This window comes from Kitasatospora sp. NPDC057542, from assembly GCF_042801945.1.
GTDB lineage: Bacteria > Actinomycetota > Actinomycetes > Streptomycetales > Streptomycetaceae > Kitasatospora.
The window spans coordinates 1-8,483 of the sequence record NZ_JBHVFE010000394.1 but is presented as its reverse complement, the minus strand read 5'-3'; the positions used below and the strand labels follow the sequence as shown (position 1 = coordinate 8,483).

At 73.4% G+C, this 8,483-nt stretch carries 5 protein-coding genes and 1 pseudogene; 3 read left to right on the top strand and 3 right to left on the bottom strand.

Going from position 1 to position 8,483, the window contains the following annotated elements:
- Positions 1 to 221: 221 nt before the first annotated feature.
- Complete coding sequence (locus ACFU7Y_RS34015; RefSeq protein WP_380770673.1) at positions 222 to 575, bottom strand: hypothetical protein; 354 nt, start codon at positions 573 to 575, stop codon at positions 222 to 224.
- A 151-nt stretch (positions 576 to 726) separates the two neighbouring features.
- Here ACFU7Y_RS34015 and ACFU7Y_RS34010 point away from each other — a divergent pair, with 151 nt between their 5' ends.
- Together ACFU7Y_RS34010 and ACFU7Y_RS34005 are read left to right on the top strand one after the other, a co-directional pair.
- Positions 727 to 1,578, top strand: a complete 852-nt coding sequence (locus ACFU7Y_RS34010) for a helix-turn-helix transcriptional regulator (RefSeq protein WP_224282999.1) — start codon at positions 727 to 729, stop codon at positions 1,576 to 1,578.
- Between the two features lie 11 nt (positions 1,579 to 1,589).
- The gene (locus tag ACFU7Y_RS34005; protein WP_224282994.1) at positions 1,590 to 1,787 is read left to right on the top strand and encodes a DUF397 domain-containing protein; all 198 of its coding nucleotides are present in this window, start codon (positions 1,590 to 1,592) and stop codon (positions 1,785 to 1,787) included.
- Between the two features lie 207 nt (positions 1,788 to 1,994).
- Here ACFU7Y_RS34005 and ACFU7Y_RS34000 read toward each other — a convergent pair whose 3' ends face one another.
- On the bottom strand, positions 1,995 to 3,158 hold the full coding sequence (locus tag ACFU7Y_RS34000) for a mechanosensitive ion channel family protein (protein WP_224282993.1): 1,164 nt from the start codon (positions 3,156 to 3,158) through the stop codon (positions 1,995 to 1,997).
- A gap of 495 nt (positions 3,159 to 3,653) precedes the next feature.
- Between ACFU7Y_RS34000 and ACFU7Y_RS33995 the strand changes: the two are divergent.
- Positions 3,654 to 4,163, top strand: a pseudogene (locus ACFU7Y_RS33995) (HNH endonuclease); the annotation flags it as partial.
- A gap of 241 nt (positions 4,164 to 4,404) precedes the next feature.
- On the opposite strand, the gene ACFU7Y_RS33990 reads toward ACFU7Y_RS33995, so the two are convergent.
- On the bottom strand, positions 4,405 to 8,355 hold the full coding sequence (locus ACFU7Y_RS33990) for a beta-N-acetylglucosaminidase domain-containing protein (RefSeq protein WP_380770672.1): 3,951 nt from the start codon (positions 8,353 to 8,355) through the stop codon (positions 4,405 to 4,407).
- Positions 8,356 to 8,483 lie beyond the last annotated feature (128 nt).

Below are 8,483 nucleotides of genomic sequence, written 5' to 3'. Positions count from 1 at the left end.
GCCAGACCGACTTCCTGCGCAGAAGGCGGGAAGGCTGTGGATCCATCACAGCTTCTCTCTCCGTTCCGCCGCGATCGTGGTCGCGGTGGAACGGAGCGCGATGCGGGTGGCAGGGAACGGATGAGAAGAGCGGGCCCGCGTCCAAGATCCGAGCCCGCCGCATCCCTCGCGGCCCACTCGCGCCTGCTCGTCCGCCGACAGGCGCGTCGGCAGGCTGGAGGTCAGGCGGCCTCGGGTCGGTCCAGCCAGGCAGCACCAGGCTGTGCGAGCCAGACCGGCCGCGCGGTGATCCCCGGGCGCCCGGCGAAGTGGTGCAAGGCTCGATCGGGAGACGTGAGAGTCATCCGTGCCCGCCCGTCGACGCCGACCACGTGTGTCGGCCCGTCATTGTCGACGAGTCCCCAGGCCGCGACCCATCCGTCGGCGTCCGCAGGGCCCTCGCCGCACACCTGCACGACGGCGAACAGCCGGGGTGCGGTGTCGAGCACGAGCTCGCACAGATCCTGGTCGAAGGGGTCGGGAACGGTCGGTGTGAGCGCGGCCAGACGGGGGTTTTGCGAGGGCTCAGCAGTCATGGAAGTCTCCTGCCTCAAGGCATGGTTGAGCCAACGGCCAGCACCTTCAGTAGCTGATCCATGTCATACGGTAGCGCTGACATGGCATAGTTTCCATGTAGTCCATTGAAGACTTGCCATATCACTCCTGGCAGTGAATGAGAGGATCGCGATGGCATCGAGTGGCACCCCGACGTTGCGGCAGCAGCGACTTGGGTTTGAGCTGCGCAAACTTCGCGAGAATGCCGGGCTCAGCTCAACTGCGGCCGCAGCTCTCGTCGGTGTGAACCAGGGCCATATGAGCCGAATCGAAGCGGGCCGCTACGCGGTGAGCGCGGAGCGCGTCCGCGCGTTCGCTCGGGCGTATGCATGTACGGACCAGAGTCTGATCGACGCTCTTGCCGGTATGACAGGCAGGCGGACCCGGGGGTGGTGGGAGGAGTACCGCGACATCCTGCCGCCGACCATGCTCGATCTTGCTGAAACGGAACACCATGCCACGGCGGTGCGCATCGCCTCGGTGATCCACATCCCCGGCCTGCTCCAGACCGCCGACCACGCACGTGTGCTCGCCAGTAATGTCGTACCGCCTCTGACGCCACCCGAGGTGGAGCACCGGGTGTCGTACCGGATCAAACGGCAGGCCGTCGTCTACGGCCAGCGGGCGATCCCGCTCACCGTAATCGTCCATGAGGCAGCCCTGCGGATGGGGTTCGGCGGGCCGGCCGTGGCCCGCGCGCAGCACAGGCACCTCATTGAGGCGAGCACCCGTGAGAACGTATCCGTCCTCGTGATTCCCTTCGGTGCGGGGACGTTCCCCGGCTCCGGGCAGTCCATCGTCTACTGCTCCGAGGTTGTGCCCCAGCTCGACACTGTGCAGCTCGATACGTACCACGGCTCCGAGTTCCTTGACGCCCATGCGCAACTGGTGAAGTACCAGAAGGTTCTGGACCTCATGGAGGCCTGTGCCCTCAGCCAGGCGAAGTCGCGTGATCTCATTGCCCGTATCGAAAAGGAAGCCTGAGAGGAAGCGCCATGTCAGATCTCAACTGGCAGAAGTCCAGCTACAGTTCCGAGTCAGCCAACTGCCTCTACCTTGCCGCAGGCCCCGACCGCAGCATCAAACTCCGCGAAAGCGATGAGCCCGACGTCGTCATCACCACAACGCCCGGCAAGATCCGCGCCCTTCTGCGCGGCATCAAGGAGGGCGAGTTCGACCACCTGACAAGGTAGTTCCTCCTCGGGCGGGCCGCCTGCGCGTACCGAGAAGCGACGAGGGCCTGCCGGCTGTCCGCTATCTCATGCGCGAACTCGAACTCCTGCGTGAGCCTTCCCCCGCTGCCCTCGACCGCCAGCGGCGGGCCCACCCCCGTCCTCTCGCTGCCCGCCCCCACGGTGGTGGGAGCGGGGCCTTCGTCCCCTCTGTGCGAACCGCTTCCGCTACGGGGCCGGCTCCCCCTTCGCCGCCGGGATCGGCTCGGTCGCCCGGAACCGGGCCGAGGCCGGGTCGGCCAGCGCGGACGGTGCGGTCTGCTCGGCGGCCGGCACCGGCGAGGGCGCGATCACCACGCCGGTCGCCCCGGCCGCCGCCGGGACCTCCTCCTTGACCTTGATCCCGGCCTGGTCGAAGGCCACCTTCAGCCGCTGGCGCAGCGCCCGGGAGACGGAGGCCGCCTTGCCCGGGGCCGTCCGGGCCTCGACCCGCACCACCACCGAGTCCGAGGCGACCGACTCCACGCCCAGGATCGACACCGGGGCCCAGATCAGCTCGTCGTACGGGGCCTCCTTGGCCATCTCCTCGGCCGTCGCCAGGATCAGCTCCTCGACCCGGACCAGGTCCTCCTTGTACCCGACCTGCACGTCCACCGAGGCGGTCGCCCAACCCTGGCTCATGTTGGCGATCCGCTTCACCTCGCCGTTGCGGATGTACCAGATCTCGCCGTTCGCGCCGCGCAGCTTGGTCACCCGCAGGCCGACCTCCAGCACGGTGCCGGTGGCCACCCCGGTGTCGATCTCGTCGCCGACGCCGTACTGGTCCTCCATGATCATGAAGACCCCGGAGAGGAAGTCGGTGACCAGGTTGCGGGCGCCGAAACCGATCGCCACACCGGCCACACCGGCGCTCGCCAGCAGCGGCGCCAGGTTCACCCCCAGCGCGGAGAGCACCATCAGCGCCGCCGTGCCCAGGATGGAGAAGGAGGCCACGCTGCGCAGCACCGAGCCGATCGCCTCCGAGCGCTGCTGGCGCCGCTCCGGGTTCACCACCCCGGTGTTGGCCAGCAGCCCGCCAAGCCGGCTCTCCTCCTGGTGCTCGGAGGTGCGCGCCATCCGCCCGATCAGCTGGGTGATGAGCTTGCGCACCACGGCCCGCAGCACCAAGGCCAGCACGATGATGAAGACGATCCGCAGCCCGGAGGCCAGCCAGCCCTGCCAGTGGGTGTCGAACCAGCTGGCGGCCTGCCGGGTGGTGTCCGAGACCTCCTGCGCGCTGGTCGGGATCCGCAGGTCGAGCTCGGGCAGCTGCGCGGTGGGGCTGGGGGCCGGCGTCGGGGTGGTGAGCGTCGAGGACGCGTCGGACGGACCGGTGGCACCGGAGCTGAACACGTGCGGACCTTCCTGGCTGGCGTGCGTGGCGGGCCCGCACCGCCGAGGAGCGGCCCGCGGACCGTGAGCGTCAGCCTATCCGCCGTCGGACGCCCGCCGGGACGCGCGGGAAACCTCCCGCGAGGGTGGTCGAGGGCGTACGGAACGTACCGAACGCCCCGTCAACGCACCCGTACGCTCCCCCCGCACCCGGACTCCGAGGCCGTCCGGGCCAGTCGGGGCACTGCTCCGGACGGCCGATCCGTGCCCCCGGAGGGACCCCCGGCAGGGTCACCGGGGCGGGCCGCTCCGCCACCCGGGTGCAACCCGACCTTCCCCCGGGCATACCGGCTATGACCGAGACCACACCCGGAGTTCACGCAAGGTCCGTTACACAGGAGTGGTGGCGCCGTACAAAGGCGTAAGGCGACACTGGGGGAGATCGCGCACGAGTGGCGCGATCCAACCGCTCGTCCCGGCGCGAGCCACGCGCCGCAGGCGTCCAAGGAGGCATCCGTGCCGCATGTCCTGGTCCTCAACGCGTCCTACGAGCCACTCGGCGTCGTATCGATGCGCCGCGCACTCATCCTGGTCCTCAACCACAAGGCGGTCAGCCTGGAGGACTCGGAAGTCACTCTGCACAGCGCCACCAGCGCCCTTCCGGCGCCGTCCGTCGTCCGACTGACCCGCTTCGTGCGGGTCCCGTTCTGCGGGCCCGTCCCGCTCACCCGCCGGGCGCTGTTCGCCCGCGACCACGGCCGCTGCGTCTACTGCGGGGCCGCCGCCACCAGCGTCGACCACGTCATCCCGCGCAGCCGCGGTGGCCAGCACCGGTGGGACAACGTGGTGGCGGCCTGCCGCCGCTGCAACCACACCAAGGCCGACCGCCACCTCACCGAACTCGGATGGCGGATGAAGCGACCACCCGCGCCGCCCAGCGGCCTGGCCTGGCGCATCATCGGCACCGGGATCAAGGACCCGCGGTGGCGGCCCTACCTGGAGCCCTACGGCGGCGCGGACCAGCTGCGCGCCCCGCAGTGGGGCGAGTACGAGCACCACGACCGCACCGAGCAGCCGGTCCACCCCGTCCCGCTCGGCCGGGCGCACCCCGCCCACCCGGCCCCCGTCCGCCGCGGCGAGCAGCCCGAACCGCTCTCCGCCTGACCCAGCTCCACAAGGGCCCGCCCGTCACACCGTCGGTACGCGCCTCATGGGCCGCCGAGCCCCCCGCACCGGGGAGCCGGCGGCCCGCCGCGTTCCCGGCCCGCTACGGCTTGGTCGCGGCCCCGCCCGCCACCGGGGGCGCCGCCTGGGTGCCCGGTGCGCCGCCGGGCTGGGCGATCTGGCCGCCCGGGGGCTGCGGCGCGGCCGGCGGGGTCACGGCGTACAGCTCGACCCCCCACAGCGAGTAGCCGTACTTGGTCGCCCGCGCCACGCCCTGCACCCGGACGTACCGGACCCCGGGCGCGTCGAAGCGCACCGTCTCGTCGCCGCCCTTGCCGTTGTCCACCGTCGCCGCGTCGGTCCAGCTGTTCCCGTCCGCCGAGACCTGGATCCGGTACGAGGCGGCGTACGCGGCCTGCCAGTGCAGCACCGCAGCGCCCAGCCGGGTCGCCTGCGGCAGCTCCAGCCGCACCCAGGCGTCGTCCTTGGCCGGCGAGGACCAGCGGGTCTTCGGGTCGCCGTCGGTGACCGCCGAGGCCGGGAAGCCCGCCGTCTCGTCGCCCGAGGAGGTGGCCTTCGCGCCGACCGCCAGGTCCGGACCGCCGGTGGGCGGCACCACGTGCACCTGGAGCACCTGCCGGACGGTGGTGCCGCCGGCCACGAACTGCACCGGCACCCGGTACGTCCCGGACGGCGTCTCCGCGGTGGCGCTGACCAGCAGCGGTACGCCCACCCGGCCGCCGCGCGGCACGCTCACCGGGCCGGCCGGGGTCACGGTCAGGCCCTTGGCGGCGGCCGGCACCTCGGTGCGCAGCTCGCCGGTGGTGCCCTCGGGGCGGCCGGCCTCCACGGTGGCCCGGGTCTGGACCGGTGCGGACGCGCCGGTGACCACGTCCAGGGCCGCGTCGGAGAGGCTGAGCCGGGCCGCCGGGGCGTCCGCGTACCAGGGGATCACCTGGTTGACCACCGGCGGGTCGCCGCCGGGCCGCCAGGTCAGCCGGAACGCGTCGGCGGCCTGCCCGCCGGCCGGCAGCTCGTTGTAGCCGGGCTGCACGGTGCCGATGTCGGCCCAGGTACCGTCGGCCCGGCGCACCGCGACGGTGGCGGTGGCGCGCACGGCCGGGTCGGTCAGCACGGTGAGCCGGTCCAGCGGACGGGCCGCGCCGAGCTCGACGACGAGCGGCTCGTCCTGCGCGGTCGGCGCCTTGGCGGCCCGGTACGCGGTGTCCGGGTTGCCGTCCAGCACGGCGGCGGCGGAGGAGCCGGGCGCGGCGTCGGGACCGCCGCTGACGCTGGCCGGGGAGTCGTCCGGCGCGGTGACGGTGAACTCGCGCACCGCGACGGCGGTCTTCTGCGCGGCGGTGGCCCGCAGCCGCACCGCCCGCACCACGGTGCCCGGCGGGAGCTGGGCGCTGACCGTCTTCTGGTTCCTGACGGTGGCGAGCTGCTTCCAGCCGCCCTCGCCGGTGGAGTACTCCAGCACGCCGTCGCGGATGTAGTCCTCCGCGGCGGTCCGGGCGTCCGGGCCGTTGCCCCAGCCGCCCATCAGCACCGTCACGCCGCTGACCGGGCGGCCCGCGCCCAGGTCCAGACCGACCGCGTCGCCGGGCTGCGGGGGAGCGGAGCTCCAGTAGAAGGTGTCGGCCAGGCCGTCGGCCATCAGCGCCGGCAGGTGGTCCTGCGCGGTGCCCATGGTGCTGGTCGGGGTGACCGCGCCGCCGCCCACGCCCGACCAGTTGTCGGCGGCGCGCACGGCCCGCTCCAGGAACGGGCCGAGCACCCCGGCGCCGACGGTGGCCGGGGCCCGGTCCAGCTGCTCGCGCAGCCGGTTGAGCTCGACCCGGGCCTTCCAGGCCGCCGTGCCGTCGCCGCCGCGCTGCGCCAGCAGCATGTCGAGGGCGGCCTGCCCGGCCAGCCCGTAGTCGCGCAGTGGGCCCAGCCAGGGCGCGGCCTCGCCGGCCAGCTGGGTGGTGGCCGGGGTGCCGGCCAGGGTCCGCTGGGCGGTGGCCATGGTGGCGAAGGCGTCCCGCAGCGGGGCGGCGGCCTCGACCAGCCTGGCGAGGTCGGGGGCGGCGCCGGAGGTGGGCTCGGCGGCCGCCCAGAAGCGGTCCAGCAGCGGCGTCAGATAGCCGGACTCCTGCTTGGACAGCGGCGAGGAGGTGCTGTTCCCGGCCAGCGCGGTGACCGCGGACAGCGCGGTCCCGGCGGGCGTCGGGGCGGCGCCGGTCGGTCCGGCCAGCGAGCGCACGGCGGCCTGCCAGGACTCCTCCGGGCGGTACCCGGCCGGGTTCCAGGCGAAGTCACCGGCCGTCGAGAGGGCTATCCGGGAGGCCACCGGCTGCTGCATCGCGCCGGTCAGCAGTGCCGCCGAGCGGGTGGCCACCTCCGGGTCGCGCCCGCTGTAGGCGCCGAGGAAGAGCCGGTCCGGGGTGGCGTCGTTGACCGGGTAGTTGTCCATGGTGAGCAGCGGGTGCCCGTACAGCCCGGCGGTGTCCGAGGCCTGGGTGCCGGTGATCTTCTCCGGGATCACCCCGACCCCGCTCCAGGCCACCTGCACACCCTCCGGCAGTGCCGCCGCCAGCGCCTTGCGGTACGGGGTGGAGCCCTGCTGGTGGTACTCGGTCGGGACGACGGACAGCGGCGCCAGGCCCGGGTTCTTCGCGATCAGCCGGTCCTGCACCTTCTTCACCAGCGCGGCCTGGGCCTTGGCGGCCGCGGCCGGCCCGGTGCCGTACTCGTCGCGGTCGTCGCCGCAGTGCCACTCGTCGTAACTGACGTCCAGGAACTGGAGCTGGAAGGCGGTGAAGCCGAGCTTGCGCAGCCCGTCCAGCTTGTTCACCAGCGCGTCCACGTCCTTGCCGGAGCTGAAGCACAGGGACTGCCCCGGGTCGATCGCGTAGCCGAGCGTGACGTGGTTCTGCCGGGCCCGGAAGCCCAGCTCGCGCAGCTCCTCGGCCTGGGCCTGGGGGTAGGCGTTGCGCCAGCGGGAGAGCCGGTACGGGTCGTCACCGGGGGCGTAGAGGTAGAAGTTCTGCTTGGAGCGGCCCAGGAAGTCGACCTGCTCCAGTCGCTGCTGGGCGGTCCACGGGGTGCCGTAGAAGGCCTCCGCGGTGCCGCGCACCGGCGCGCCGGTCGGCCAGTCCCGCAGCGTGATCCCGGGCAGGCCGAGCCCGGCCGCACCCGGCGCCTGGCCCTGCCCGGCCGGTACGGCGGCCAGCAGCTGACGCAGGCTCTGCGCGGCGTAGAAGGTGCCGGTGGCGTCCACGCCGGCCAGCACCACGGCGCCGTACGTCCCGCCGCCCTGGGCGGGCAGCTGACCGGCCGACAGCACGTACCCTCCGGCCGGCATCCCCGCGGTCGAGGGCGCGGCGCCCTCCTTGCCGCCCGCCGCGACCGCCAGCTGCCCCAGCACCCGGCCGGCCTGGCCGTCCGCGCCCTCGCCGGGCCCGCCGACGTACACCACCAGCGCGCCGGCGGCCGGCGTCCCGCCGTCCGGCTGCGGCGTCACCTCGCCCGCCCCGGCGACCTCCAGCACCTCCCGGACGGCCCGCACCGCGCCGAGGTCCACCTTGGGCGCGGTCACCAGCGTCACGGCGGACGGCACCGCGACGGGCCTGCCCGCCACCGTCTGCTCCTGCGGCTTCGGGAACACCTTCGGGTCGGTCACGCTGCCCAGCGGCGTCTGCGGCGCGCTGCTCACCACGTTCGGTGCCGAGGGCGCCGCGTGCGCCGTCGACGGCAACGAGCCGGCCAGCAGCCCGCCGACCACCGCCGCGGCCGCGACCCCGGCCGCGATCTGCATCGTCCGCCGCCCCGGCCGCCCCGCGGCCCGGTCCGTCCGCTCCTCCCGCATCGACGCCAACAGCGGCTCCGTCCCCTTGAGGTCGGCGATCAGCCGGTCCGCCGCCCGCGGCGCCAGCTGACGGCACGTCCGCGCCGTCGCCCGCCGCGCCACCACCGCCGCGGGGTGCTGCAACACCTCCCGCAACGCCGGACTCTGCTCCAGCTGCGACCGCAGCCGCCGCCCGGCCGCAACGGACACTCGGGCTTGCACAGGAGCCTCCTCGCCAGGCCACGACCACATCGTCCGCAACCCCACCAGCTGGCTAATCCGGTGTCAACGTCGCCGACGGCTATGACTGCTTTGCCCCTATTTGTCGCTCTGCCTGAATCGCCTCCGAC